The organism is Acinetobacter sp. B-6 (assembly GCF_056930735.1).
Map to the genome: position 1 here is coordinate 87,898 of NZ_JBXPBY010000008.1, position 26,148 is coordinate 114,045.

28 protein-coding genes and 4 tRNA genes are annotated in these 26,148 nt (G+C 37.2%); 18 read left to right on the forward strand and 14 right to left on the reverse strand.

Going from position 1 to position 26,148, the window contains the following annotated elements; translation table 11 throughout:
• Positions 1-55 precede the first annotated feature (55 nt).
• The 3 genes from AC1Z3T_RS11385 to rnr form a co-directional block, all read right to left on the reverse strand.
• A complete protein-coding gene (locus AC1Z3T_RS11385) occupies positions 56-682 on the reverse strand; it encodes a hypothetical protein (RefSeq protein ID WP_419319973.1) in 627 nt (208 codons plus the stop codon).
• Between the two features lie 79 nt (positions 683-761).
• Positions 762-1,325 (reverse strand): hypothetical protein, encoded by a 564-nt coding sequence (locus AC1Z3T_RS11390; RefSeq protein WP_005034104.1) that lies wholly within the window; start codon positions 1,323-1,325, stop codon positions 762-764.
• 65 nt (positions 1,326-1,390) lie between these two features.
• Positions 1,391-3,835: a ribonuclease R gene (rnr, locus tag AC1Z3T_RS11395; protein WP_213065034.1), complete on the reverse strand. Its 2,445-nt coding sequence runs from the start codon at positions 3,833-3,835 to the stop codon at positions 1,391-1,393.
• Positions 3,836-4,099: 264 nt separating this feature from the next.
• On the opposite strand from rnr, the gene AC1Z3T_RS11400 reads away from it, so the two are divergent.
• The 3 genes from AC1Z3T_RS11400 to AC1Z3T_RS11410 all read left to right on the forward strand — a co-directional run bounded on the left by AC1Z3T_RS11400 (position 4,100) and on the right by AC1Z3T_RS11410 (position 4,405).
• A tRNA-Ser gene (locus AC1Z3T_RS11400) sits at positions 4,100-4,189 on the forward strand.
• Positions 4,190-4,204: 15 nt separating this feature from the next.
• Positions 4,205-4,281, forward strand: a tRNA-Arg gene (locus tag AC1Z3T_RS11405).
• A gap of 47 nt (positions 4,282-4,328) precedes the next feature.
• Positions 4,329-4,405: transfer RNA gene (locus tag AC1Z3T_RS11410), tRNA-Arg, on the forward strand.
• Positions 4,406-4,465: 60 nt separating this feature from the next.
• Here the strand turns inward: AC1Z3T_RS11410 and AC1Z3T_RS11415 are convergent.
• Positions 4,466-5,134 (reverse strand): hypothetical protein, encoded by a 669-nt coding sequence (locus tag AC1Z3T_RS11415; protein WP_100884446.1) that lies wholly within the window; start codon positions 5,132-5,134, stop codon positions 4,466-4,468.
• Positions 5,135-5,203: 69 nt separating this feature from the next.
• Positions 5,204-6,145: a hypothetical protein gene (locus tag AC1Z3T_RS11420; protein WP_483396658.1), complete on the reverse strand. Its 942-nt coding sequence runs from the start codon at positions 6,143-6,145 to the stop codon at positions 5,204-5,206.
• A gap of 178 nt (positions 6,146-6,323) precedes the next feature.
• Between AC1Z3T_RS11420 and AC1Z3T_RS11425 the strand changes: the two genes are divergently transcribed.
• The 6 genes from AC1Z3T_RS11425 to AC1Z3T_RS11450 all read left to right on the forward strand — a co-directional run bounded on the left by AC1Z3T_RS11425 (position 6,324) and on the right by AC1Z3T_RS11450 (position 10,633).
• Complete coding sequence (locus AC1Z3T_RS11425; protein WP_004825146.1) at positions 6,324-6,521, forward strand: hypothetical protein; 198 nt, start codon at positions 6,324-6,326, stop codon at positions 6,519-6,521.
• A gap of 199 nt (positions 6,522-6,720) precedes the next feature.
• A complete protein-coding gene (locus AC1Z3T_RS11430) occupies positions 6,721-7,380 on the forward strand; it encodes an amino acid ABC transporter permease (RefSeq protein ID WP_009586062.1) in 660 nt (219 codons plus the stop codon).
• On the forward strand, positions 7,370-8,041 hold the full coding sequence (locus tag AC1Z3T_RS11435; protein WP_483396660.1) for an amino acid ABC transporter permease: 672 nt from the start codon (positions 7,370-7,372) through the stop codon (positions 8,039-8,041). The genes AC1Z3T_RS11430 and AC1Z3T_RS11435 overlap by 11 nt, the downstream gene beginning before the upstream one ends.
• Complete coding sequence (locus AC1Z3T_RS11440; RefSeq protein WP_151806279.1) at positions 8,038-8,769, forward strand: amino acid ABC transporter ATP-binding protein; 732 nt, start codon at positions 8,038-8,040, stop codon at positions 8,767-8,769. The genes AC1Z3T_RS11435 and AC1Z3T_RS11440 overlap by 4 nt, the downstream gene beginning before the upstream one ends.
• Positions 8,770-8,800: 31 nt before the next feature.
• Positions 8,801-9,706 (forward strand): cysteine ABC transporter substrate-binding protein, encoded by a 906-nt coding sequence (locus tag AC1Z3T_RS11445; protein WP_483396661.1) that lies wholly within the window; start codon positions 8,801-8,803, stop codon positions 9,704-9,706.
• 60 nt (positions 9,707-9,766) lie between these two features.
• The gene (locus tag AC1Z3T_RS11450; RefSeq protein ID WP_100884451.1) at positions 9,767-10,633 is read left to right on the forward strand and encodes a cysteine ABC transporter substrate-binding protein; all 867 of its coding nucleotides are present in this window, start codon (positions 9,767-9,769) and stop codon (positions 10,631-10,633) included.
• Positions 10,634-10,698: 65 nt separating this feature from the next.
• On the opposite strand, the gene AC1Z3T_RS11455 is transcribed toward AC1Z3T_RS11450, so the two are convergent.
• Entirely contained in the window at positions 10,699-11,136 is a 438-nt protein-coding gene (locus AC1Z3T_RS11455; RefSeq protein WP_483396662.1) for a winged helix-turn-helix transcriptional regulator, read from the reverse strand.
• 104 nt (positions 11,137-11,240) lie between these two features.
• Between AC1Z3T_RS11455 and AC1Z3T_RS11460 the strand changes: the two genes are divergently transcribed.
• From AC1Z3T_RS11460 to AC1Z3T_RS11475, 4 genes are all read left to right on the forward strand, one after another.
• Positions 11,241-12,509 carry an MFS transporter gene (locus AC1Z3T_RS11460; protein WP_483396663.1) on the forward strand — a complete coding sequence of 423 codons (1,269 nt, stop codon included), beginning with the start codon at positions 11,241-11,243 and terminating at the stop codon, positions 12,507-12,509.
• Positions 12,510-12,631: 122 nt separating this feature from the next.
• Positions 12,632-12,708: transfer RNA gene (locus AC1Z3T_RS11465), tRNA-Arg, on the forward strand.
• A 637-nt stretch (positions 12,709-13,345) separates the two neighbouring features.
• Positions 13,346-13,525, forward strand: a complete 180-nt coding sequence (locus AC1Z3T_RS11470; protein WP_483396664.1) for a hypothetical protein — start codon at positions 13,346-13,348, stop codon at positions 13,523-13,525.
• 200 nt (positions 13,526-13,725) lie between these two features.
• The gene (locus AC1Z3T_RS11475) at positions 13,726-14,118 is read left to right on the forward strand and encodes a YidX family protein (RefSeq protein ID WP_483396665.1); all 393 of its coding nucleotides are present in this window, start codon (positions 13,726-13,728) and stop codon (positions 14,116-14,118) included.
• Between the two features lie 44 nt (positions 14,119-14,162).
• On the opposite strand, the gene AC1Z3T_RS11480 is transcribed toward AC1Z3T_RS11475, so the two are convergent.
• Positions 14,163-15,455, reverse strand: coding sequence for a hypothetical protein (locus AC1Z3T_RS11480; RefSeq protein WP_100884454.1), 1,293 nt, complete (start codon positions 15,453-15,455; stop codon positions 14,163-14,165).
• Positions 15,456-15,644: 189 nt separating this feature from the next.
• Between AC1Z3T_RS11480 and AC1Z3T_RS11485 the strand changes: the two genes are divergently transcribed.
• A complete protein-coding gene (locus AC1Z3T_RS11485) occupies positions 15,645-16,145 on the forward strand; it encodes a YcxB family protein (protein WP_004825133.1) in 501 nt (166 codons plus the stop codon).
• 50 nt (positions 16,146-16,195) lie between these two features.
• Entirely contained in the window at positions 16,196-16,834 is a 639-nt protein-coding gene (locus AC1Z3T_RS11490; protein ID WP_262541388.1) for a fumarylacetoacetate hydrolase family protein, read from the forward strand.
• Between the two features lie 203 nt (positions 16,835-17,037).
• Here AC1Z3T_RS11490 and AC1Z3T_RS11495 read toward each other — a convergent pair whose 3' ends face one another.
• Entirely contained in the window at positions 17,038-17,811 is a 774-nt protein-coding gene (locus tag AC1Z3T_RS11495; protein WP_262541393.1) for an AraC family transcriptional regulator, read from the reverse strand.
• 146 nt (positions 17,812-17,957) lie between these two features.
• Between AC1Z3T_RS11495 and AC1Z3T_RS11500 the strand changes: the two genes are divergently transcribed.
• Positions 17,958-18,887 carry a DMT family transporter gene (locus tag AC1Z3T_RS11500; RefSeq protein ID WP_270958230.1) on the forward strand — a complete coding sequence of 310 codons (930 nt, stop codon included), beginning with the start codon at positions 17,958-17,960 and terminating at the stop codon, positions 18,885-18,887.
• Positions 18,888-18,990: 103 nt separating this feature from the next.
• Here AC1Z3T_RS11500 and AC1Z3T_RS11505 read toward each other — a convergent pair whose 3' ends face one another.
• Positions 18,991-20,235, reverse strand: coding sequence for a YihY family inner membrane protein (locus AC1Z3T_RS11505; RefSeq protein ID WP_004825126.1), 1,245 nt, complete (start codon positions 20,233-20,235; stop codon positions 18,991-18,993).
• A 118-nt stretch (positions 20,236-20,353) separates the two neighbouring features.
• Between AC1Z3T_RS11505 and wrbA the strand changes: the two genes are divergently transcribed.
• Positions 20,354-20,947 carry an NAD(P)H:quinone oxidoreductase gene (wrbA, locus tag AC1Z3T_RS11510; RefSeq protein WP_419344079.1) on the forward strand — a complete coding sequence of 198 codons (594 nt, stop codon included), beginning with the start codon at positions 20,354-20,356 and terminating at the stop codon, positions 20,945-20,947.
• A 179-nt stretch (positions 20,948-21,126) separates the two neighbouring features.
• Here the strand turns inward: wrbA and AC1Z3T_RS11515 are convergent, their stop codons facing one another.
• From AC1Z3T_RS11515 to AC1Z3T_RS11535, 5 genes are all read right to left on the reverse strand, one after another.
• Positions 21,127-21,492 carry a hypothetical protein gene (locus AC1Z3T_RS11515; protein ID WP_004825124.1) on the reverse strand — a complete coding sequence of 122 codons (366 nt, stop codon included), beginning with the start codon at positions 21,490-21,492 and terminating at the stop codon, positions 21,127-21,129.
• A 232-nt stretch (positions 21,493-21,724) separates the two neighbouring features.
• Positions 21,725-22,588 (reverse strand): acyl-CoA thioesterase, encoded by an 864-nt coding sequence (locus tag AC1Z3T_RS11520; RefSeq protein ID WP_483396666.1) that lies wholly within the window; start codon positions 22,586-22,588, stop codon positions 21,725-21,727.
• Positions 22,589-22,739: 151 nt separating this feature from the next.
• Positions 22,740-23,315: a xanthine phosphoribosyltransferase gene (locus AC1Z3T_RS11525; RefSeq protein ID WP_004825120.1), complete on the reverse strand. Its 576-nt coding sequence runs from the start codon at positions 23,313-23,315 to the stop codon at positions 22,740-22,742.
• A gap of 103 nt (positions 23,316-23,418) precedes the next feature.
• Positions 23,419-24,126, reverse strand: a complete 708-nt coding sequence (locus AC1Z3T_RS11530) for a DUF3108 domain-containing protein (RefSeq protein ID WP_009586948.1) — start codon at positions 24,124-24,126, stop codon at positions 23,419-23,421.
• Between the two features lie 151 nt (positions 24,127-24,277).
• Positions 24,278-24,964: a hypothetical protein gene (locus AC1Z3T_RS11535; RefSeq protein ID WP_005033958.1), complete on the reverse strand. Its 687-nt coding sequence runs from the start codon at positions 24,962-24,964 to the stop codon at positions 24,278-24,280.
• A gap of 229 nt (positions 24,965-25,193) precedes the next feature.
• Here AC1Z3T_RS11535 and AC1Z3T_RS11540 point away from each other — a divergent pair, with 229 nt between their 5' ends.
• On the forward strand, positions 25,194-26,075 hold the full coding sequence (locus AC1Z3T_RS11540; protein WP_483396667.1) for an energy transducer TonB: 882 nt from the start codon (positions 25,194-25,196) through the stop codon (positions 26,073-26,075).
• The last annotated feature ends 73 nt before the right edge of the window (positions 26,076-26,148 follow it).

A 26,148-nucleotide genomic window follows, 5' to 3' on the forward strand; every position in this document is an offset into this window, starting at 1 on the left:
ATGTAGGGCTTTTAAGTGGCAAAATCAAGGTATAACAATAAAATTAACACAGTGCTTAGTCTAACTGTTTGGTTTTGATATTGTATTCAAAAGGTATAGAAAACGGTCCAGCATCGAAACTAATGCCTAAGATATCCTTGTTCAGATAAAAACCATCTGCTTTTTTTAGATCAATGATCTTTCGATCTTCTGCATAGTCTCGATATAGATATTGCAGATCTGCGCTGTCACAATTCTCAGCGATTGCTGATTTTTGTTGCTCAATACATGGATCAAGTTGTTTGGCAATTTCGCTTGAAATTTGGCTTGCGGACAATTGATGTTTTTTGAGTATTTGTGGCAAAGTCACGAATTGTTTCTTTTTTAAATCGATCACATAGTATTTTTCACGATAATAACTTCGACCACCTTCAATTTCTAAATGGATATGAATACTTAAATAATCGTGATTTTGATAAACCTGCTCTGAACTAAAATCAATTCGAGACGTTTCATCTGCTAAAAGTTCTTGCTGGATCTTTTGATTGATTTTTTCAAAGCCATTGCCTTGGATAAAAGGGATGTCTCCTGAAAAGTTTGTATATTTTTGAGGAATAGTTTGAGTTTTAAAAGTGATTTTATCAGCAGAAGCTACACAGCTGAGTAACAGTGTTGCAAGTGACATGGTGGTTTTAATTTTCATAACTTTGCTTCTTGGGCTATTCTTATTTAATAATTATAGAGTAAACGCATATTGGACATTTCAATTTTAACGAATGGAATCATCCGTGACTAAATACTTTAATGTGAGTAATTAAAGAGCCTAATGGTGACTCAACGACAATAAGTTGAGTCGGAATTTCTTGCTGATCCTTAAATTTGTTATAGAAATCTTCTGAAATGCAGAGATTTAGAAATTCATTAGAATGATCATTGATACCCAATTGATAATTACACGTGAAAAAATTACGGCGATTTGATTTATAAATGGTATGTGTTTGAACATTTATCAGTTTCTGTTCTCCCAAAAGTGAGGTATATGCTATAGGAACAATTCCAGAAACTTGGCAATCAATAAAAAAGAAAATAAGTAGGGGTAACCATAATAAATTAAAAGCTTTTTCTGGATCATAAATTATATTTAAAGGATCAATTTGTTTGATATTTTTTCTAAAAACATAAATTAAAATTGTAGCAATTATCGTGAGTACTGCACAAAGCACCAATAATGCAATATCTAACTTAGGGTTAAGTAAAAAGCTTGCATTTGATTTAACCCAGATCGCACTGACGAGCATATAAATATAGATCAAACAAACAATAGATTTTATATTTTTATTTTGCATGTTTTGAATGATAAAGTGACTCAATTAATCAAAAGAAGCCTTACAAAGTAAGGCTTCCTAAAAAATTATTCATCTTTTGCTTTCGCATTCGACTTTTTCTTTTTTACCTTTTTCTTCACTTTATCTTTAGTCTTTGCTTCAGACTTTGTTGAAGTACTTTTTCCAGATTTTTTACTGTAAGAGCTGGGTTTTCCTTTGGCTTTTTTCTTTCGAATGGGGCGTTCTCCATCTTCACTGACATTTGAACGATCAGATTCAGATTTAGCCTTGTTAGGACGCTCAGAGAAAACTTCTTCTTTTGCTGTTGGTTTGGCAACACGTGGAGCACGACTGCGAATCGCACGACCTGCATGAGACAGTTGTTGCAACAACTCAAAATCAATCTTGCGCTCATCCAGATTGACGCCAGCAACCTTAATCTTCACTTCATCACCTAGACCAAAAACTTGTCCACGATTTTGTCCAATTAAAGTTTGGCTCATTTGATCGTAAACAAAATAATCATCGCCTAACTGACTCACATGCACCATACCATCGACATACAAGTCTTTTAAGGTGATGAATAATCCAAACTCAGCCGTTGCACTGATTACACCGACAAACTCTTCACCTAAATGTTGTTGCATATAGTGGCATTTCAACCATGAGGTGACAGAACGAGAAGCTTCATCTGCACGACGTTCAGTTGCAGAGAAATGTTCACCTGCATCTTCTAACGCCGCACCTGAAAGTGGATACTTTTTGTTGGTTAAACTGGCTTTAATCGCACGATGTAAGAGCAGGTCAGGGTAGCGACGAATTGGTGAGGTAAAATGAGTATATGCTTCATAAGCCAAACCATAGTGACCTACATTTTTTGGTCCATAATAAGCTTGCATCATTGAACGTAACAACACTGCATGGATACTTGGCGCATCAATACGATCTTTGGTCGCTTCAATAACAGCTTGATAGTCCGCCTGTGTCGGCTGATCAGGGAATTTAAGACCAAGTAATTTGACAAAGTCTTTGACTTTTTGAATGCGTGAAAACTCTGGTGCTTCATGCACACGGTACAGCATAGGGACTTCATTTTTTAAACAATATTCTGCTGCTGCAACGTTGGCGAGCAACATACATTCTTCAATCAATTTATGTGCAACATTTCGAGTGCGCGGTAAAATCTCTTTAATTCCACCTAATTCATCAAAGGTCATATACGTTTCAACGGTTTCAAATTCCATTGCATGACGCTGTGCACGTAAACCTTTTAATGTTTCATATAATTGGTAAAGTGTATTGACAGATTTACGCACATCACGATCTTCAGGAATCGCATTGCTGTCGCCATCTAAGTATTGTGCAACTTGAGTGTATGTCAATCTTGCTTTTGAATGCATCACCGATGGGTAGAATTCAAATTTAGTTACCCGACCTGCACGGCTGAGATTTAAATCACAGACCATACATAAACGGTCAACATGTGGATTTAAAGAACATAATCCATTTGATAACGCTTCAGGCAACATGGGCAATACATAGTGAGGGAAATACACGGATGTACCGCGCTCTTGTGCTTCATCATCTAAAGGTTGACCGATTCGCACATAATGGCTGACATCGGCAATAGCCACAACTACACGATAACCACCACCTGCACGCTTTTCAGCATAAACAGCATCATCAAAATCGCGAGCATCTTCACCATCAATGGTGACTAAAGGTAAATCACGTAAATCTATACGTCCTTGTCGATCTTTTGCTGAAGGTTCTTTATAAGCCTCAGCCTCTTTGATGACTTCTTCTGGGAATTCATAAGGTAAACCATATTCTAAAATGGTTTGAGGGATGATAATTTCAGTATCTGCTTTATCCGCCATGGACTGAATCACATGACCTGTCGCAAATTCGTCCCGAGTAGGATAGTCATCAATTTCTACACGTAAAGCATCACCCACTTTGGCTTTGGCATGCTCAATGAGTTCTTTTTCTAAGGTAATAGGTTGATGTGCATTAGGATTGGCAGGTTGTATAAAGTACTCACCATCAAATTCTGCAACTTTACCAATCAATTGCTTCACTCGGCGTTGAGTCACTTCGGTGATATATCCCCACGCTTTCCCTTTACGGTCGACAGAGGTTTGCTGAACTTTTACACGATCGCCATGAAAGACTTGGCGTAATTCACGCTCAGGTAGCAAGTATTCATCTTTTTTACCATCCAGACTGGCAACCCCTAAGCCTTTTGCATTGACATAAACTGTGGCATCAAGGGTCGGTTGATCTGCCATGAGTTGATACTTAAAACCATCTTTCATCAACTGACCATCACGTACCATTGCACTTAAACGATGGCTTAAAGCATCTATACTTTTCTGATCGACAATTTCAAACAGTTCTACAAGATCGGCATGTGACAATGCTTCTTGTTTTTGCTCAATGATTTCTAAGATCAGTGTACGACTTGGAATGGGATTGTCGTAACGCTCAGCTTCAGCTTTGGCTTCAGGATCGACCCAATTTTTCATGATGTATTTGGTTTCTAGTCAGAAGATAGGATTAGCATAAGACATACCGTGCAATACTGCACGTAATTGATTGCAATATTGTGTTTTTAATTTGGTTTTTTTAGAAATTGGGCATGTTTTTTAAGATGATGAATATTTTGCAGCATAAAAAAACAACAAAATGATGAAAAACGCTTAAAAAGTATTTAATTGAGTAAATTTCTCTATTTTTTTTAATATCATCACTTGCCGAATCGGGTTTAACTTTGTATTATGGCGGCTCGTTACGGTGAGATGGGTGAGTGGCTGAAACCACATCCCTGCTAAGGATGCATACGGGTAACTGTATCGAGGGTTCGAATCCCTCTCTCACCGCCAACGATTACTTATGACGCGCTCATAGCTCAGCTGGATAGAGCACTTGGCTACGAACTAAGGGGTCGGGAGTTCGAATCTCTCTGAGCGCACCAATAAGTTAATCAACAAGTAACGAATGCCTTTAGGCAACACAAGTATTGCGCTCATAGCTCAGCTGGATAGAGCACTTGGCTACGAACTAAGGGGTCGGGAGTTCGAATCTCTCTGAGCGCACCAACTTGAACATCTTCGGATGGTAAATCAACCGCTTCATTGCGGTTTTTTTGTGTCTGGAGTTTAGATAATAATCATAAATTGAATAATAAAATGTACAAAGTGAATGATTAAAGTGGCGGTTAATACTATGGTCAAAAACAGAGTTATCTTTTTATATCTGAGGGCAATGTGTTTGAAAACAGCCCATAAAATAAAAATTAAAAGAAAGTAACCAATACCTGTATAAATTATTGAACTTAGTAAATGCTTTTTAGCTTTTAGAATGTTAGCTTGACTGTTTGGCATTTCTTCTAAGTAAGGTAAAGTTTGTTGCTCATTTTTATCATTTGTAAAGTGAATGTCTTTTAATATGTAATGGTAGAAGAAAATAGGCTGATCTTTTGGGTCATAACTGACATAAAAGTTAAAACTGTTTGGGGTGTATACGTCTTCTTTTACTTTTGTACAAAATGTTGAGATGTAATCTGCGCATGGTTCCTCAATAATGGTGTTTGAATTTAGAGTAATTACTAAAGAAGCGGTATTATTACGATAGTTAACGATATTATAGTTTAGGTCATTTCCAACATCGATATGGATGACCTTCCATTTTAAATTTTGTAATGCAATAATATTCCTAAGATTTTGATAAAAAAATTGATGGTTGTTAGTAATTATAGTGAATAAAAATACAGAGAAGGCAAGCGTAGTTCCAATCTTTCCCAAAAAATTTTGATTATCTTTAAGCATAGTCGTTATTTGATCAGTTTAAATTGATAAGAGTGAGTTCTATAGTAAATTGCTCAGGCAAAATTGATGTTAATTTGAGTCTTTGAATATCTTAATTCTCTTCACTATTTTTCGGAAAATAAAATAGCTAAATGCAATAAACCCAATAACAATGCCAGTTATCTCAAAATAGGAAAAAGTTTTAATGTTAAAAAGCATAAAAATGCTACTTAAACATAGACTAAGCCACAAAAAAAAGAAAAATAGGATTTCATTCACCAAGAATACTTGAAAGAGCCATTTGCGTAATTGCCTATTTTTGATTCGAGTGAGAAATAAGAACCGATGTTTATAATTCAATGGGATGTCTGATGATATTTCCTCTTTGGATAAGAGTATTTGATAAAAATGTGCTTCATCAAAAGATTTGTTTAATTTATTTTCAATAGAATTATTTAATTTTACGTTTCTATTTAACCATATATCCACTTCAACACAAGGCAGTAAAGACTCACCAAAACCGTCTATATCTGAATATCGATGTTGTGGTGTTTTTAGCTTAAAAGATTTTGGAAGCCAATATTTCGATGGTGATGGGCTTGTGGGATCACGATGTTTTTCTTCGATGAAATTGATCATATCCAGCATTTCATTTTTAGGCTCTATGCTAAACGGATCAATCATCATTCCCATAATATCAGTCACGTTAAGTTCGACTGAGAATGTTGGAGTGCGTTGTAAATATCGTAAAAATGCTTGAGCTAAAATTTCGACTTTTTCGTCATTATAGAGTGCTGACCATATATTGAGTCTAGATTTAAATGTTTCACAACTTTTTAAGATTGTTGCACGAAAGACATAGTAGGTTAAGCCTTCTTCATCTTGAAGAGGTTGAATGTCTTCAGCTTTAAATAAAGCTAACCAAAATAATGGAATCGAGTATTTAACTTCTTGATAGGTTTCATTTTCATCCATTTCACCCGTGATTCTATCGAGATCGGATGAAATCCAAAGTGTTGAATAATGTCCCATTTTTTACATTTTTATTTAAGTATTAATTTATGATTATACTCAGAAAATTGTGTGCTAATCCAAAATAATTTATGAATTTATACGCGTCTATTCTTGTCGCGAAGCAAGTTGTCTAAGCCCAATTTTCGAGCTAAAAACTTTAAAATGACAACCAGAATATTGGCTTTGAAGGGATCACATGACAGCATATACAGACGGATACTATATCTATGAGCATGTGGATTTCATTTGCCATTTTAATTTACAGCAATGTGATGGCTGTAATCGAACCTTGACAGGCTTTGTCTATGAACTGCAAATTCAAAGCTTGGACAATGAGTCTGTGATTTTTTGTACAGCATGTATGGAGCAATTGGAGTTGGTGAACGTGGATTAATCACTTCGAATCTTGTGCTTTATTGTTCTGATTGTCCCCCCGATATTCTCTATAAAAAATCAACGACGGACCATTATATTTATCGAAAAGCTTATCTGATAATCATATTTATTTAGAAAAAAATATCGCTGTAAGATGGTTCAAAATCATTTTTTCTGCTTTAGCACATTGCATAAAATAATTATTCTGGACGATTTCTTTGAATTGGCAATATATCTACAGTGTGATGCCTCAGTTTGTTTCGGCAACGCTGACGACACTTAAAATCTCAATCATCAGCATTATTCTTGCCATCTTGGTGGGTTTAATATGCAGTATTTTGATGACTTATCGAGTACGTGTATTCGACAAAATAGCCAAAGTCTATATTGAGCTATCTCGCAATACCCCCTTATTAATTCAGCTTTTTTTCCTTTATTACGGTTTACCCAAATTAGGAATCAAAATCGATGGATTTACCTGTGGTGTGATCGGTTTGACCTTCTTAGGTGGAAGCTATATGGCGGAAGCGTTTCGGGCAGGATTGCAATCAGTTGCCCAAGGGCAAATTGATTCAGGTGAAAGTATTGGTCTGAATCGAGTGCAAGTCTTTCAATATGTTGTTTTCCCCCAAGCCCTATCCGTTTCGATTCCTGCAATTGGGGCAAACTGTTTATTTCTGATTAAAGAAAGTTCAGTCGTCAGTGCAATCGCCGTGGTTGAATTACTATTTGTCACCAAAGACTTGATTGGTATGGACTATAAGACCACAGAAGCATTGTTTCTGCTGATCCTGTCCTATCTGATTATTTTATTGCCTGTCTCTATTCTTACCAGTTATCTGGAATACCGTAGTCGGAGGGCAAGCCATGGAGTTTGATTATCTCTTTCAAACAAGCCACCTTGTTCGGTTGTTTGAAGGGCTATGGGTTACTGCCAAAATCGCCTTCATTTCTGTATTTTTCTCGGCAATTTTTGGCACTGTTTTGGGGGTGATCATGACCTCAAAAAATATTCTGATTAAAGCAATTTGTCGTCTGTACTTAGAGGCGATACGCATCATCCCGATTCTGGTTTTACTGTTTGTTTTCTACTTTGGTTTTGCAACATGGTTTAACTGGCAATGGTCAGCAGTGTTGGTTTGCATTGTTGTTTTTGTTTTGTGGGGAACTGCGGAAATGGGTGATTTGGTCCGAGCGGCAATCACCTCTATTGATCAGCATCAAAAGGATGCTGCCTATGCACTGGGTTTGAGCCCAATACAAACTTTGAGTTTTGTGATTTTTCCATTGAGCCTTAAACGTGTTACGCCTGGTGCAATCAATTTGTTTACCCGTATGATCAAAACCAGCTCCTTGGCTGTCCTGATCGGGGTGGTGGAAGTGATCAAAGTTGGACAACAAATTATTGAAAACTCGCTGTTGGTTGTACCCAATGCCTCGCTGTGGATCTATGGTTTGATCTTCTTTTTATATTTCCTGATTTGCTATCCCTTATCTCGTTTGGCAACACATTTAGAAAAAGTTTGGGAGTCACGATGACTTTGTTATCTATACAACAATTACAGAAATCATTTGCAGAAAGTCATATTTTACAAGGCATAGATTTGGACGTAAAACAAGGTGAAGTTGTGGTGGTTCTGGGTCCCTCTGGATGCGGAAAAAGCACTTTGTTGCGCTGTATTAATGGCTTGGAAAAGATCCAAGGCGGTCAGATCTATTTAGAGGGTTCGGGGGTGTTAGGGCTGGATTTACCATGGGTTGATGTACGTCAAAAAATTGGTATGGTGTTTCAAAACTACGAACTTTTTGGACATATGAATGTGATTGATAACATTCTGTTAGGACCCTTAAAAGTTCAGAAACGTCTTCGCATAGAAGCAGAAAAGGTTGCGGATGAATTATTAAAGCGGGTCGGATTATATGATCGCAAGCAAGATTATCCACGACAACTTTCGGGTGGTCAAAAACAACGTATAGCAATAGTGCGCTCTTTAGTCATGCAACCCCAAGTGATTTTACTGGATGAGATTACAGCGGCTTTAGATCCAGAAATGGTGCGAGAGGTTTTAGATGTGGTGCTGAAACTTGCCCATGAGGGAATGACCATGTTGATCGTGACACATGAAATGTCGTTTGCTCGAAAAGTCGCAGATCGTATTATCTTCATGGACAAAGGTAAAATTATAGAACAAGCCACACCTGAACAGTTTTTTCAGCAGCCACAAACTGAACGTGCGAAAGCATTTTTAAATATGTTGAATTATTAGCAAATCGATTTAGAAATAATAACGAGGAAGTATGGCTTTATTTTATTTAACACGATCTCCGAAATCTTTAAAAATTTCTACGGCTGTTCGAACATTGGGTATCGCACTATGTATGGGAGTAATGACTGCTTGTAGTCCCTCATCAGAATCACAGCAATCGATCACGCAGGATCAACAAAAGGATCAATCTTTAGAAAAGATCAAGCAGAAAGGAATTTTTCGAGTTGCCGTTTTTGCAGATAATCCACCATTTGGTTATGTGGACAGTGCGGGTAAACCACAAGGTTTTGATATCGCTTTAGCAAAAAGAGTGACCAAAGATCTGCTTGGGGATGAAAATAAAATTGAACTTGTGGTGACTGAGGCTGCAAACCGTGTGGAATTTTTAAAATCAGGTAAAGTGGATGCCGTATTTGCGAGTTTTTCAGTCACACCTGAGCGTAAACAAGTGGTCGATTTTGCTCAGCCTTATTTAAAAGCAGCTTTGGGTATCGTATCGCCTAAAGCTAAGCTGATTACAGATATTCAGCAGCTTGAAGGTAAAACCTTGATCGTCAATAAAGGTTCAACCTCTGATATTTATTTCAGCAAGAATTATCCAAAAATTAAATTATTGAAGTTTGAACAAAATACTGATGCATTTAATGCCCTTAAAGATGGTCGTGGTGATGCTATTTCGCAAGACAGCACTTATGCCTTGGCATGGGCAGCGGAAAACCCAACATTTACTGCGGGGATTCAACAAATTGGAAACCAAGACTTTATTGCGCCAGCCGTAAAAAAAGGCGATACGCAACTTTTAGCTTGGTTGAATCATGAAATTTTAAGCTTACAAAAAACGGGCGAAATTCAGAAAATTTACGATCAAACCCTACAACCCGTTTATGGCACAACCGTAGATTCCAAAGTCTTTTTGGATGTCACACCGAAATTATAGTTGAACGAAACATCACAATAACGATCGCTTAAATATCAAAATAGAACAGAGGATAATGAAATGAATATATCACTTAAACAGTTCACTCATTTACTGGCGGCATCAGTATTGAGCTTGGGTTTGGTGGCGTGTAATAAAAATACCGCAAGCACTGAAAAAACGGCTGAACTTGAGCAAACAGCGACAAACAGTATTGAACAGATTAAGAAAAATGGGGTGGTTCGTATAGGTGTATTTAGTGATAAACCACCTTTTGGTTATCTCGATGCACAAGGTAAAAATCAAGGCTTCGATGTGGAAATTGCCAAGCATGTTGCCAAAGACTTATTGGGTGATGAAAATAAAGTTCAGTTTGTTTTAACAGAGGCAGCCAATCGTGTTGAATATTTAAAAGCCAATAAAGTGGATATTATTTTTGCCAATTTCACTGTGACACCTGAGCGTCAGGAAGTGGTCGATTTTGCTAAACCTTATTTAAAGGTTTCTTTGGGAGTGGTCTCACCTAAAGCCAAGCCGATTACAGATCTGGTTCAATTAAAAGGGCAAACCTTGTTGGTCAATAAAGGTACTACAGCAGATTCATTTTTCTCTAAATCCCATCCTGAAATTAAATTACAGAAATATGAACAAAATACAGAAACTTTTGACGCGTTGAAAGATGGTCGAGGCGTTGCACTGGCTCATGATAATTTATTGGTTTTGGCTTGGGCAAAAGAGAACCCAAATTATACAGTAGGTATTACCAGCTTAGGTCAGCATGATTTAATTGCACCTGCAGTGAAAAAGGGCGACAAAGCACTTTTAGATTGGTTAAATCAAGACCTCGAAAAATTATCTAAAGCAGGTGTAATCCAACAAGCCTATGAGAAAACACTCAAACCTGTCTATGGCGATAGCATCAATCCAAAAGATTTGCTGGTGGAGTAATGCCATCATCAGGTTCTACGACTGAAAAAGCTTAGCACATTGAGTACAAGGGAAGCATTTTGCAACTAAGAGATTTTTTTGACCAAAGTATCTTGTGCAAGAATCTGCTTTCCTTGTTTTGTCATGGGTTGCATAAGTGCTAACTCGTCTCCAGTATGTTGATCTATCAAAATAGAGTGGGGTTGATTGTGATCAAATAAAAATTGTTCGCCCCATTGTCTGAATGCAACCACAATTGGAAATAAGGCAATGCCTTGTTCTGTTAATGCATATTCTAAATAAGCAGAGCCATCTGAAGCAGGTTGAGTTTTAAGAATTTGCGCATCAACTAATTTTGCCAAACGATCGGACAAAATGTTTTTGGCAACATTTAAATTTTTTTGAAAATCGCTAAAACGCTTAAGACCATCAAAAGCATCTCTAATAATCAGTAAGACCCAACGATCTCCAATCAACTGTACTGAACGAGCCACAGGGCAGGCTTGGTATTTTTCTTGATTCATTTTATTTACACGTCATCAAAACTAAGACTATAAAACCAGTTGCAATTTAAAACAAGTTTAAGTATTTTTAATCTGGTTGCAAATTAAAACTAGGTTAATATGAAATGAAAAATAAGACGATCCAAGCGCAACAAATAAAAGCCCATCAAGAAAATTTCTCAACACTGTCACAGGCTTTGGTGATTTTATTGGCATGTGCTGCTGGATTGAGTGTGGCAAATGTTTATTATGCCCAGCCTTTACTGGATTTGTTTGCTCAAGATTTTAAATTGTCTTATTCATGGGCAGGTCTCATTGTTTCATTGACTCAAATAGGCTCAATCATTGCACTGATTTTTATTGTGCCTTTAGGTGATTTACTACAACCAAAGCGATTGATATTGTTGCAAATACTGAGCTTGTGTGTGTCACTGATTTTATTGATTGTTTCAAAGCATATTGTTGCTCTATTTGCGAGTATTTTGTTTGTGGGAATGCTGGGAACAGCAATGACTCAAGGGTTAATTGTATATGCCTCAGTATTAGCACCTGCTGAAGCACGTGGAAAAGTAGTGGGTACGGTTCAAGCTGGCGTGTTGTTGGGCATACTGTTATCTAGAGTTGTGGCTGGAACTTTAGCCGACTGGTTCGGGTGGCAAGGAACCTATGTATTTTCACTCATCTGTATGAGCATGACCTGTATGCTGTTATGGAAATTTCTACCGATGACTTTTCAAGGTATTGCATCATCTAAAAAGCCCAGTTACTTACAGATTATATTTTCAGTATTTGAACAACTATATCGTCATCTTGTTTTACAAATTCGTGGTCTATTGGCTTTGATTATTTTTATCAATTTAAATCTTTTTTGGAATGCTTTAGTGTTTCCTTTATCTATCCCGCCGTTTGAATATTCACATCGTTTAATCGGCTGGTTGGGTGTGATTGGTGCGATCGGTGCAGCAATGGCGATTCGTGTAGGCGTATTGGCAGACCGCGGTTACGCACAACAGGTCACCCAATTTGCATTTTTACTCATGATCATTTCGTGGTGGGTGTTGAGCAGTTTGTATTTTTCAATTTGGATATTTATTTTGGGTATTGTCTTGTTGGATGTTGCCATTCAAGTAGTACATGTGGTTAACCAAAGTTTAATCTTTCAAGCAGATATTCAGTTACATGGGCGCTTGGTGGGGGCATATATGTTGTTTTATGCATTGGGCAGTTCTATCGGTTCAATCTTAGCAACAACTTTATATAGTTCTTGGGGATGGTCAGCTGTGTGTTTGGCTGGAGGAATATTGAGTCTAATCGGATATTTATTTTGGTATTTGACCCGAAGGATCGTTATTGAATGGCAAAAAAGTATGCTTCGGTCGATTGCTAAAGCTTAAAGCGACTGCTTTTTAGCTACTTAGAAAGCAATAGCCCAAATACTAGACACTTAGATCATAACGGGATAAATAGGACTTAACAAAAAACTGAAAAGGCGTATAATGCGTCCCATCAAGACGTCGCGCTCATAGCTCAGCTGGATAGAGCACTTGGCTACGAACTAAGGGGTCGGGAGTTCGAATCTCTCTGAGCGCACCAACTTGATAAAATATTGAAAAAACCGCTTCTTTGCGGTTTTTTTGTGCCTAAAAAATGTCACGCTCAATTTAAAATGCTATATCTTGTATATTGCTTAAAAACTCATACAGTAAAATATAATTCCTCTTGCTCAATAAAATCAATGTGATGAATCTATTATTGAATGATCTAAAGCTTTCATTGCTACGCTTTACAACTAAAGTTTAAATAATTTGCGTAGACGATATCTTACTTTGCTTACTCATTTTTTGTTTAACCACATTCTTGCGCTGCAAATAAAGCAGTGCTTTGTTTTGCTCTTATCCATGCTCAACATGGTGACATCCATGTCGCTTCGCAATAGAAAAGCCAGCGATGATTCAAACTTACAAAATAAATGAATCATAAAAGCTTCTAACAGTTTGTATAGAAACCATAAAGTTCATTGGATATGAATTATTTAAATCAAATCACGGGTATGAATAATCAGGTGGTTTGACTATATTCAGCTAAATAAAACATGCTTATTCTTTCACTTAGGGAATGGTTTCTCTAGGAAATATTGTTTAGTAAATTTAAATAGTTTGGTTTTTTAAGGCTTTTTTACTTAAAAATGGCATACTGATTAAGAGAATAAAAAATAAGGTTAATCATTAGTATGAACAAATACTTAGCTTTCTTTAGCATGATTGTAATTACTCAAATGATGGGATGCACAGCTATTTTATGGAATAACAATAGTGGTGGTCTTTACGAACTCAAAACGGGAAAGTATTTTCAACGCTTACAGAGACGGAAATTATTGACCAAGATCAAATTGTTGGTTTTGCATATTTAAAAGAAGAAGCTGTTTCAAAAAACAGCCATGATTTAAAAAATACAGATACTTCTATAATCGTCGTTGGACAAAAATATGCTTATAAGATTGGTTCTATTGAAAGTAAGAGTATTCTTGAAGCCATTCAATCTGATTTAGATCCCAAATATTGGCGGGTTAGACCTGCTTCTTCGAGTGAAAATCATTTTAAGTTGTTTTTATTGGGGGCAAATAAATTTCAAAAAAAAGCAAAAGGAGCTACTTTTAGTGGCAGTATTGAATTGTATTATGCTAAAGAAGATTTAACTGAAAATGAAAGATATAAATTAGTTCTACTTAGGTTAGCACAGTACGGATATGGTCAAGAATACTCTGCATTTTATCGAAAAAAAATTACATTGGCGGGGAGTATTATGGGTTTAAATACTGAAATTAAAAATATGAAATTTCAAAATTTTAGTCAAAATTATGCAATTAGTGTCTATGCAGATCGCAAAATCAAATATGCAGTTCATCCCAAAGTTTTTTTAACAAAAGCCGCATTAACACCATTTACGTTAGCTGGTGATCTTATCGTTGTTCCATTATATTTTTTATTTAATATCGGAAATTAGATCAATGGTTTGCTCGATTAATTGAGCTTATAACAATTCAGTCACTATAACTTCACTTTCTGAGCAAAAATAGCATTTGCCCCCAGTGCAGGTAACATTTCATGATAGGGTAAGCTACGTGCTGCTTTGAGTAAAAATGGTGCTTTTTCATCGATTTTGATGGTTGTGGTCATCTTTAATAAAGTGTCATTGCCTTGAGGTAAGAACTGAATTTGACCTTTGAGATAGCGCAAATCTCCTCCATTGGCGTAGAAGTTATTTTCAGTCGCTTTGGGGTAGCTAAAATGCATCTTAAAATCAAAAGGAATACTGATCACACCTAAACCTACACTGACTTTAAATTCCGCATCTTGACCCTGTTGAGTACTAGGTGTTGTTTTAATATTTTTGATTTGTCTTGGAAAAATTTCTTTATAAGACATCGGTTGAGTCCAACGCTGTAACTGTTGTGGTGTTGCATTGATATATTGGTAAGTGGTGCTAAAGCGAAGAACTTCACGACCATGCGTATAAGGAACTGTGACAGGATTTAATATCAGGCTCACAGGTTGTTGAGCATTGGCACTCACTTGAACAATTTTATTGATTTGAGCTGTGCTCAATTGAGGACTAGGCAGTTGACCTGCGTTTAATGCGGTTATCTTTTTCGTTGAAAACTTATTTTTTAATGCTTCCAATACAAATGCACTTGAACCATTCGGAATGGCAAGTTTGACTTCAGGAAATGCATTTAAAATCTTCTTAAATAAAAATCCTTGCGGCTGATTTAAATCTCCCCACTGCGTTAGGGTAATTAAGGTTTTATTCTCACCTAAACTAAACCATTCAAATTTTCCTGCTGCATAAGGAATAGGACCATCAATCACCAGTGTTGAAACACTGTTTGCTCCAATTTGATGTTGCAAGATAACATCTTCGTTAAAATTTAAAACAGGGATCGGTGTAGGGATCGAAATACGATATTTCAGTTGACTGACTTGACCTACGGATTCTATTACTTTTGCTGATTTTAAAGTGGGAAATAATCCGACATATTGGCTGTAATTGCTTAACGTTTTTGCAACTTCTTGACTGCTTACAGGGACAACGATTGCCGCTGTAGAAAAATGAGCAATCGGTTGTGAATTTTTGGTCAAGGTTGGTAACGCTGTTTTAATGGCAGGATGGGGATAAATTAAAATATTATCTTGTGCAATTGCAGCAATTTGTTGTGCATTTTGGTCAAAAGGTTTTAATGCACTTGGAATGTTTTCTGTCCATGCTACTAATTTTGCAACACTATTTTGGTTTATTCCAAGCAAAATAATCAAACTGATATTCACATAAACATGTTTCATTGCGGTTCCTTTGCAAACTTTATTTTTGGTGATCTTCATTCAATTTAGACGATCTTTGTCTTATGGTTATTAAAAAGGGTTTGACTGAAAAAAGTAGAACAGTTGTGTAAAACGTGATGAAAATCGGTCTATCAGGCTCTAATCTGGTGTAATATCTTGGCATCCTAAAATATTTATATTGAAGCAACTATGTCAGACACTCAGCCTGCATTATCTGCACGTTATTATCTTAATCTAGAAGAATCTCAAGATGGTTTTAAACTGGCGACATTTGGAAAAAAACAAATCAGCCAATTGCTTACTCCTTTGGTCAGTATTGGGATCATTGTATGGGGTATTTATCTTGGTTTGGATGGTGTGGGAAAATATTACGTTTGCTTGGGTGCTTTTTTCTTAATTTTACAGATGTTGATGCGCTATTGGTTTTTACCGATGATGTTTAAACGCCAGTTTGTAAAGTACCAATTTGGTAAGAGTGAGCAAGGCATTGAGCTGTTCCAAGATTATATGGAATTATTCAGTAGTGGACGACCGAAACAAGTGCATCATTATTCAGATGTACAGAAATTTGCAGAAGGCAAACTCACTTATATGATTGAATTAAAAAATCGTACTGTGGTGATTGTACCAAAACGTGCTTTTGCAACACCCACAGATCAAAGCATTTTTATCAATACATTCAAGAAGTAATTAGACTGAACAGTTTTTAACGGTGATCAAATCAATAAGAAGGGAACAATATGAGTACACGTCCATCTAAAATTGTGTGTGTAGGTCGTAGTTATGCAGCACATGCAGCAGAATTAGGAAATGCAATTCCAGACCGTCCAGTCTTATTTATCAAACCACCCAGTAGTCTGATTTCATTACAAGAGGGTATTTCTTGGAATGAAGCATGGGGCAATTGCCATCATGAGTGTGAACTGGCTTTACGTATAGATCAACCCCTCAAAGCTGAGACCAATCTAGACAAAGTTTTAGATGCAATAGGTGCTGTGACTTTAGGTTTGGATCTGACGTTGCGTGATTTACAGGATGATTTAAAGAAAAAAGGTCAACCTTGGGAGCGCGCTAAAGCATTTGATGGTTCATGTGTGTTGGCGGATTGGGTCAGTGTAGATGAAGTTAAAGACTGGTCGACAGTAAAGTTTGAATTTGCAGTAAACGATCAAGTTCGTCAAAAAGGGGATACCTCACTGTTGATTTTTGATATTGCTTATTTACTTGCAGATATTAATCAAGTGTTCTCTTTAGAACCAGGTGATGTCATCATGACAGGAACACCAGCAGGGGTCGCTGCCTTGGCTTCTGGGGATCAACTTTCGATGACGTTACATGGTCAAAGTCAAGATTTCATTTGGAAAACCTTTGTAAAATAAAAAAGCAATCACCAACATTAAACCCATTGTTTATACCTGATCAAACAATGGGTTTTTTGTTGAATGTGATTCTTATTTGTCTCTTTTAAACACTTGAATTTCTAAGATAAATTTATTTTTTGGTTTATTGGAAACTACAAAATCCCTATTTCTTTGATTTAATATTCAGTAGATTGACCATTTCAATTTATTATTAAAACGGTCTAATGATCAAATAATTTTCTAAACTGATCTGGTGTGAGCATCATCCAACGTTTAAACATATTAATAAATGCAGAGGCATTGGCATAACCTAGATCTAAAGCAATACTTTCTACAGTTCGACCTTCATTCAGCAAAGACATGGCTTTCATGACTTTGAGGCGTTGTCGCCATTCATTTAAAGACATTGCAAGTTCCTTTTGACTGAGTCGCGCTAAAGTACGCTCAGTCATATTGATTCGTTTAGCCAAGCTTTCCAAGGTGCTTTGATCAGCGGGATGGTCATGTAAGAAATCTAAAATTTGCTTGAGCGCATGATGGTCTGTGTGTGGTAAATAGCTGCCAATGAGTTCTGTATGTTGAAGTTGATCCAATAAGACTTGTAATAATCTTAAATATTCAGGTTCTGTCTCTTGAAGTGAATGCTGTTTGAGATGCTGTAAAATGGCGGAAACAAGCGGAGAGGTTAAAAGAATCCCAGCTTGTTGTGGTAAGGCATGACAAAGTGACTCATGTATATATAAGGTGGCATGTGAAACAGGGGTCCGGTTTAATCCACTATGTTGGGTATTTGGAGGTAACCAAACCCCATAAGGTGGTGGAGTAATATAATTCATCTGATGAATATTCACTTCCATAACACCATTGAATGCATAAATAAATTCTCCCCAAGCATGCCCGTGTTGAGGATAAATAGATTGTGCAGGATCATGTCGAAAAATAAGCCAAAGCGGGGCAATAATCTCATCATTGGTCGTGAGTTGAGTAAAATGCATTGCATGGACTGTTTTTCTTATGACCACGATAAATTGCCTGAATTAGATGATGCTTTGTCTACTTTGAATTATATTCTATAAAACAGACAGGAATATAGTGTAACTATTCTCTTGAGTTCGAGTGCAATATCGTGGATACGCGTAAAATGCTGGATCGCAAAGCATCTGCTTTGATGGTTGGATTATGTATGATTTGGGGCTTACAACAAGTCGTACTTAAATTGGCAGCAGCAGATATTTCACCCATGATGCAAATTGCCATTCGCTCAGGACTTTCTGCAATTTTAGTCTATCCCTTAATACAGCGACAAAAAGGGACAACGCTATGGTCTAAACAATATTTATTTCCAGGCATGTGGGTTGCATTTTTATTTTCAGCGGAGTTTTTCCTCGTAGCAGAAGCACTTAGGTATACTTCTGCATCTCATACCGTAGTTTTACTCTATACCGCACCTATCTTTGTAGCACTGGGTTTACATTGGAAACTTCCTGCAGAGCGACTCTCCATGTTGCAATGGGTGGGAATTTTTATTGCATTTTTAGGTATCGTGGTGACCTTTTTAGGTCGGGAAGAAGTACACAGCACTGCTACACAAGCGATGATTTCTAATACTTTGTTTGGTGATTTTCTCGCTTTGCTTGCGGGCTTACTTTGGGCTCTGACCACGATTTCTTTGCGTTTAACTCAGTTATCGGATGCGCATCCGACACAAACTTTATTCTATCAATTGGTTGGTGGCTGTGTATTGCTATTGCCTTTGGCTTTTCTGATGGGGCAAGCTGAAATTCATTGGACAGGTTTAGCTATTGGGAGTCTGATTTTCCATACCATTGTGGTGTCGTTTATCAGTTTTATGCTGTGGTTTTGGCTACTTCGAAATTACTTGGCTAATCGCTTGGGGGTATTTTCTTTTCTTACTCCGATTTTTGGAATGTTATTTGGTGTACTTTTTCTGAATGAACAGATTGAATTAAATTTTCTTTTTGGTGCAGCAATGGTCATGTTGGGCGTAATGATTGTCAGCTTACATCATTGGATTGAAAAGAAATTCTATTCTCAAGTAAAGACCAATTAGTGGTCTGAATAACAGTATTTCAATCGCAAAAGGCTAAGCATTTTTTATTGCCACCGACTGATCAGTGGGATGGAAAATGCTTAGCGCCAGTGACTTATTTCAATTATTTATCATCTAAAATCGTTGAAAGTGGAATTGATAATTTGGCTGCCAAATATTCATCAGACTCAATCAGTGTTGGACCAATATGTTTCATCCACACATCATCATCATGAACATGTTCGACATCTTTACGACGTGGCAATGTATAAGGCAGTGAAGTATAGAAAGACCAAAAATCGATTTCATCTAAATTTCTGACCAATACATACTCGTTGTTATCTGTGCGTTTAACCAAATTCTGCTTTTCTAAAAGCTGCACGTAAAGAGGCCAGCGTCCAATTTCACCACGACCTAAAATATCGAGAGCTTCAGTATCCGTGACCACTTGTCCTGTTTTTTGCTTTTTATAGAATAATTCCAAGATGTCCAACATCATCAGTACAGGGTGGCGCGTCTGAATCTTGCCTGTATGAAAAGCAGTTAAGGCATAACTAATTTCCACACCCAATAAGACGATATTCCAAGATAAAAATATCCATAACAGGAAAATTGGTACAGCAGCAAATGCCCCGTAGACTAAGGTATAGCTGGTGAAATTGGTCATCACAAAACCAAACAGATTTTTTAGTAATTCAAAAGCAACAGCGCCAAATACTCCAGCGATAGCAGCTGCCTTGATTGGAACGCTACGATTGGGAATCGTCCAATATAAAATAAAAAATCCTAAAGTGGTGAGTGCAAAAGAGATCACTGCAAATAAGGCTGTACCATCTACTTCATAGCCCGCAAAGTTATTACTGAGTACATTCATTGACGCCAATGTAGACGAAATCACAAAGGCACTGCCCAACAAAATTGGTCCTAAGGAAATAATCGTCCAATAGCGCATAAAGCCTATGATGCCATTACGTGTTTCTTTGACGCGCCAAATACGGTTGAACACACTTTCAATACTGGTCAGCATCAGCACGGTTGTGATGAATAAAAACAATACCCCGATCACGGTTAAATTGCTTGAATTCTCTGTAAACACATTAAAGGCTTTATCAAAAGCAATACTGGTTTTAGGTAGAAAATTACTGTAAATCATCTGCTGGAGTTGTTGTCTGGCAGGTTCTAGCGCCTTAATCGACGAAATGATGACCAAGAACACTGTCAACATGGGGACAACCGCAAATAAAGTGGTATAGGTCAGTGATCCTGCTTGATCACGGCAACGATCTGCTTCAAAACGACGTATTACAAAAAGAATGAATTGAAACCAAGTTTTTTGATAGAAGGGTAATTTTTTAATTAATTCAAACATATATCTCTGATCTCAATTATTTTTCGGCATATCTTTCAGTTTCATTTATTAAGCTTACCCAAAAAAGCCGAAAAATACCGTATAGTTTTATTGTCTTAGCTATTATCAACCCATACTTATGCAAGCCTATGTTCTCGTACTTTACTATAGCAAATATGGATCTACCAAAGAAATGGCACACTTGATTGCCAATGGTATCGAAGCAACCGGAACGGCGGTAAAAATTCGCACAGTTCCTCATCTTTCAACGGTGGTTCAACAAGCACAACCGAGTATTCCAGAAGAAGGCGATATTTATTGTAGTTTGGAAGATTTACAAAACTGTGCGGGCTTGGCGCTTGGCTCTCCAACACGCTTTGGAAATATGGCTTCTGAAATGAAATATTTTTGGGACCAAACCACCAGTCTCTGGTTAAACGGTGCTTTGCACAATAAACCTGCTTGTGTCTTTACCTCATCAGGTTCAATGCACGGTGGACAGGAAAGTACATTACTGACCATGTTACCGCCGTTATTTCATCACGGAATGATGATTATGGGATTGACCAATGCTCATCCCGCATTATCAAATACCAAATCTGGTGGTACACCTTATGGGGTGAGTCATGTCAGTGGACCACGTCATGACCAAAGTTTGAGTACAGATGAAAAATTATTGTGTACTGAGCAGGGTAAGCGTTTAGGTGAAATCGTTCAAAAGTTAAATCGTTAAGCAGACACTGGCTTTAATACTGCTTTGATTCTTTTATAAAATAAAGCCATGCGTATTAAAGCCACGATTATAAAATAAAGTCGCGATGCAAGATGATCTGGATTCACTTTGGGACCTTCGACATTTTGTAAGTTCGTGATGCTTTATGATAAAAGCATCATGTGACGAGTCCTGTGATTTTATTGTTTGATATTAAAGCGGTATTTGCATTTTTGGCATTGATAATCAAAGAAAATATTTTGATCGACAATTACACCAGCTTTTTTACCAAAGCGATTTCCTAAAAATCCACCAGTAATACCTACACTGATTGCCCCCACAAATGTACCTACAGTTCCGCCAACAATTACACCCAAAGGTCCAGCGACCGTACCGATTGCAGCACCAATAGAAGCCCCTGACGCTGCACCGCCTACCGTGCCTGCTGCTGCACCTGCAGAGGTCAGCAAGACACTTCCTGCTTTACCTAAAAGCTGTTCATGATCACGTCGTGTTAAGTCTGTCGAGCCACATTTTGGGCAAGTTACTGTTTGTTCATCAGTCATTGATTGTTTACTCACTCAACAAAGTCCATTTGTCTTCGCTAAGTTATAGTTAATATTTCACTCATTTTCACGACAGCTGTTTTGCAATGCTGATCATGAGACTTGATTCGATTGTATCTGAATATAATGTAGATTCTTTATATTTTATGTGAAGACGTTGGGGAGAAAAGTTTAAATATGAATATAAGTTTAAGCGATTAAATCAAAAGCTTACATGATGCTATGTGATGTTTTATCGTGATTTAACACGCATTAAACTCTCTTGGGTGACGCTGCCTACTAATTTTCCAGCTTGCCAGATTCGCCCAAAATTCAGCCCTCTAGATTGACTGGAAACAGTCGCATCCATGTCATACAATAACCATTCATCAACCCTAAACGCTGAATGAAAATAAATGCTGTGATCTAGACTTGTACTGCGAACTCCGCCATTGGCATAACTTACACCATGCGGTCTGAGTGATGTGGTCAACAGATTATAGTCGGAATAATAAGCAACAATTGCTTGATGAATCATGGGAAGATCGAACTCTGCAGGGATTCTGTGAAAAGTTTGCATATATTCGGCATAGCGGGTTTCTGATTTGACGGGTTTAAATGGATTAAAGGGTTGTACTGGATGTACTTTAACGAAAAACTGACGCATAAACATATCCTGAGCAGCTTTAGGCACATCCTTATAGATCAACTGCTTATGCTGTTGTTCTGATAAAAGATGATCGGGTAGAGGATAATTTGGTGCTTCAATGTGATTATTTAAACCAGTTTCAATCAGTGCAAATGAAATCATCGCTGAAAATATAATATGACCAGCTTGCCATGCATTCACTTGTCGAGTGGCAAAGCTTTTGCCGTCTCGTAAATTTTCCACTTTAAATAAAATGGGTAAATCTGTACGACCACTACGAATAAAATATGCATGTAAGGAGTGTGCAGGACGATCAGTGGTTTTTGATGCAGCAATCAAAGCCTGTGCAACCAATTGTCCTCCCATCAAATGTGAACCAAAGAGTTGTGTATTTTGTCCTTGAAATAAGTAGCTATCCAGTTGTTTTACATTCAATAGATCAATGAATTCTTGGGTGAGTGATCTCATCTATAATTGCCTGAGCGTATCATTATTTGAAGAATATAGAATAAAAAAACAAGGAAAAGAATGGTTAAAAAGACCTGAACACTTTTTTATAAGCGATAAAAAAGAGCGCATAGAGCGCTCAATTTTAAGATAAAAGCTTAAGCTAACAGTCTTAGTCTTTTACAAAAGTAACAGTACCATTTGCCAAAGATTCAACACGTGCCAAAGATTCAACACGGTAACCTTTATCTAGCAACAGTTGACGACCGGGTTGGAATGATTTCTCAATCACGATCCCGATGCCAACTACCTCTGCTTCAGCCTGATGAATTAAGTCAGCAAGACCTAAAGCAGCTTGACCATTGGCTAAGAAATCATCAATAACTAAAGCTTTATCGCCTTTAGTAATATGCTTTTTAGAAATCGCAATGGTACTTTCAATTTGTTTTGTAAAAGAGAATACTTTTGAACGATATAAATCATCTTTAAGGGTTAAAGATTGATATTTGCGTGCAAAAATAACAGGTACACCAAGCTCCAAACCAGCCATTACAGCAGGAGCAATACCTGACGCTTCAATTGTAATGATTTTGGTAATACCCGCATCTTTAAAGAGGCGAGCAAATTCCTGACCAATCAGTTGCATCATGGCAGGGTCAATTTGGTGGTTTAAGAAAGAATCGACTTTCAGAACTTGATCAGATAGAACGATACCTTCAGCTAAGATTTTCTGTTCTAGTGCGTGCACAGGGAGAATCCTCTAGAGGCAAGGTGCTTTTTAAAGCAAAGGCGTATTTTAAAAAGCACCAAAAAAAATGCAAGCTCAAATTGACCAAAAGGTGAAAAATCTCTTACTTTTTGTAACTGGTCAGGGTTAAGTTATAAGAGGTCTTACCATCTACATGCGACATTTTTACAGGTAAATAGTCCAATTGTGGTGCTAACCAGAAGATTGAGCTTTTTTCCCCATTATCATGAGTGAGTACTACTTTGATGGTATTGTACGTTCCCGCTGGGGTTTTAATTGACTCAGTACCTTGTTTTACAAAACGACGAGCGTCAAGCCCCTTAGCATCAGCGATCAGATAGCTCGATTTTAAACCAGAACCTTTTAAGTCTTCACGTACTTGTAATTCAGCATTGAGTTCATCCAAAGCACCTGCTTTCCAAGGGAAAGATCGTGCTTGATCTTTTTTCTTGGTATTGATGGTCTTATTACTTGGATTGAAGTTAATGGTCATCGTGTCGTTATGTACCAACACTTTACTGGTACGACTAAAACTATTGGAATTAATTTGACCATTGCTAAAAGTAAAACGACTGGTTTCGCTTGCTGATGCAATTGCAGCCGCTTTGGCAGCAAAGACATAGGTCCAATTGTTGCCATTTTGACTTAAAGTACGGGTAGCAGAGCCTAGATTTTTGCCATTATAAGCAAATTGATAGCTGGCTTGGAATGGACTCATGGCAAGAGCATTGCTTGAAAATCCAACCAATAACATTGCAGTAGAAATACCGGCTGCTGTGCTGAATGTTTTAAATAACGTTTTTGCCATCATTAAATGTCCTATGCATTTAAAAGTATCTGTGAGTTATAGCATCTATTATGCAATGTAATTGGGGAGAAAATATTCACTTTATTTCAAATCCTGTGAATTTATGTATTGGTTTTGCTCGGTTTGACTTGAAATTTGACCCAAAATGAACGATTTAGCTTTTTTGCTCGATGGGTGTGACCTTATCGTCGATATAATCCTCTTCTTCTAAGTCAACCATGCGGTCATCATCTTCTCTAAAATTACTGAATATGGCTGTGAGATTGACATTCCCAATCACCACTAACTCTGTTTCACGAAGTTCGGCATGATTAACATGAACTTTATTTAAAGTGTCCATAATAGAGCGGTTTTTACCTAACCAACGGTTAAGGTCTAAATGTAATAATTCATCCTTCACGCGAATGACATCAAATTTTTCTAAGATCATGCCCAAAGGATCTTTTTTTAGTACCTTTTGATAGAAGAACAATGCACAATTTACGCCCATTTTGTACCAAATATTAGGATACTTTGCTTCGATGACTTGGGTGTTGCTGATTTGTTCAAAAACAATCAGTTGCATATCTTTGTTCATTTCCATTTGAACTAATTTAAGATCGACAGACAATACCAAATGCATGCCTTTAACATTCAGTGTTGCATAAAGTCTTAACCAATCATCATGCAAGTCGGCATGTAAATCTTCAAGAATTTTGACATTGTCAGTCACATAACGTTTAAACGTTGCATTTAAAAATACTTGAGAGAGTGGAAATTCGCGCTCTTCTTCTATAAAACCTTCGGCTTTTTGGTATACTTGTCGAATACGTTTAACAATGTTAGAAAGTAGCGTCGGCATAAGTATGGTCCCAAATCATCATCACTTTTAGGCGATAAACTTGTCGATGATTAAAAAATTCAAGTCTAAAGATTGCAGTTTAGCAAAAAACATTGCACCATTTTGAGTGTTTTAAAATTACGTTTTTACTTTCATTAAGTCAGTCACAAAGTTTGTGAATAATGTAAGACTAAACTTATTTTAATAAATTTTAAATTTGGCAATTGGGGAATTTTGTCGGATTAATGTCATGATAAAAAAATTATTTGCCAATACGCAACATACTGGGTACTGGTGGCAAGATGCATTATTTGTCGGGGCAGTTTCGATTGCTGTAATTGTCCACGGGTTATTTTTATCTGTGCAATTTGGTATGCCGCAAGAAAATAATACTGCGACAAAAGAAATTGCTGTCAGTATTCGCCCAAGTGAAGATAAAGTCAAAGATGCTGATTTCCTTGCGCAAGCAGATCAACAAGGTTCAGGAACCTTTCGTAAAGAACATCGGATGTCCTCTGATATGCCAGCACAAGCTGAAGATAAAAGTGCAGGGGATCAACAGCTTGAAGCTTTAGAGCAAATACAGCAAAAACGTGAATTAAAATTTGAAGAAAAAGTGCTGATGACCGTTTTAAGTTGGCAAAAGCAAGCTGAACAAAACGATCGAAAAAAGGCAATGGAAGAATTACAAAGCCAAATGCAAGCCAAAGCTGCGATGGTGGCGAGCTTAGAAGCACAATATTTAAAGAAGCAGCAAAATTTTAGTAAACAACAAAAAATTAAAACCTTAGATGGCATTCAAGCGAAACAAGATGCATCGGCTGGTTATTTGGATAAATTCCGTGAAAAAGTCGAAATGTATGGCAACCGCTATTATCCTGATCTTGCTAAGCAACAGCGCCTTTCAGGTGAAGTTCGTTTAATGGTGATTCTGAATAATGAAGGGGGAATACGGGCAATTCGTTTGATCGAAAGTTCAGGTCATGCCATTTTAGATGAAGCCGCTAAAAATTCGGTACGTAAGGGTGCTCCATTTGGTCGTTTTGATGCAAAAATGAAAGATATTTCTGAGCTACGAATTGTCAGAACGTGGCGTTTCGATCCCGCTGAGTCTGAATTTGAAGTCCATTAGAGCGCTTGGCAAAACCTTGATCTTGCATAGTTCAATCAATGCGCTCGCAGCTTAAAAATCTGCTGAAGTCGAC